We start from the raw sequence: 238 nt of genomic DNA, 5'->3' as shown, positions 1-238 counted from the left end.
CAGCGAGAGCAAGGTAAAGCCCTACACCTTCAATCCGCAGCCTTTCATCGTCAACAAGCAGAGCGCGATGCAGGGTTACGTTACCTCCGAGCCCTACGCCGTCGAGAAGGCAGCCGGCTTCAAGCCCGGCGTGATCCTGCTGGCCGATCACGGCTTCAATGCCTACTCGACGCTGATCGAGACCCGCCGCGAGATCGTCGACAAGAAGCCGGACCTGGTGCAGCGCTTTGTCGATGCC

Annotated in this window: 1 protein-coding gene; it reads left to right on the top strand. The window is 60.9% G+C overall.

Going from position 1 to position 238, the window contains the following annotated elements; all coding sequences use genetic code 11:
* The coding region (locus tag QSV46_RS41000; RefSeq protein ID WP_314964491.1) for an ABC transporter substrate-binding protein at positions 1–238 on the top strand (238 nt) is incomplete at both ends.

Source organism: Bradyrhizobium cosmicum, from assembly GCF_032290525.1.
GTDB classification, from domain to species: Bacteria; Pseudomonadota; Alphaproteobacteria; order Rhizobiales; family Xanthobacteraceae; genus Bradyrhizobium; species Bradyrhizobium cosmicum_A.
This window is presented reverse-complemented; position numbering and strand designations above follow the sequence as displayed.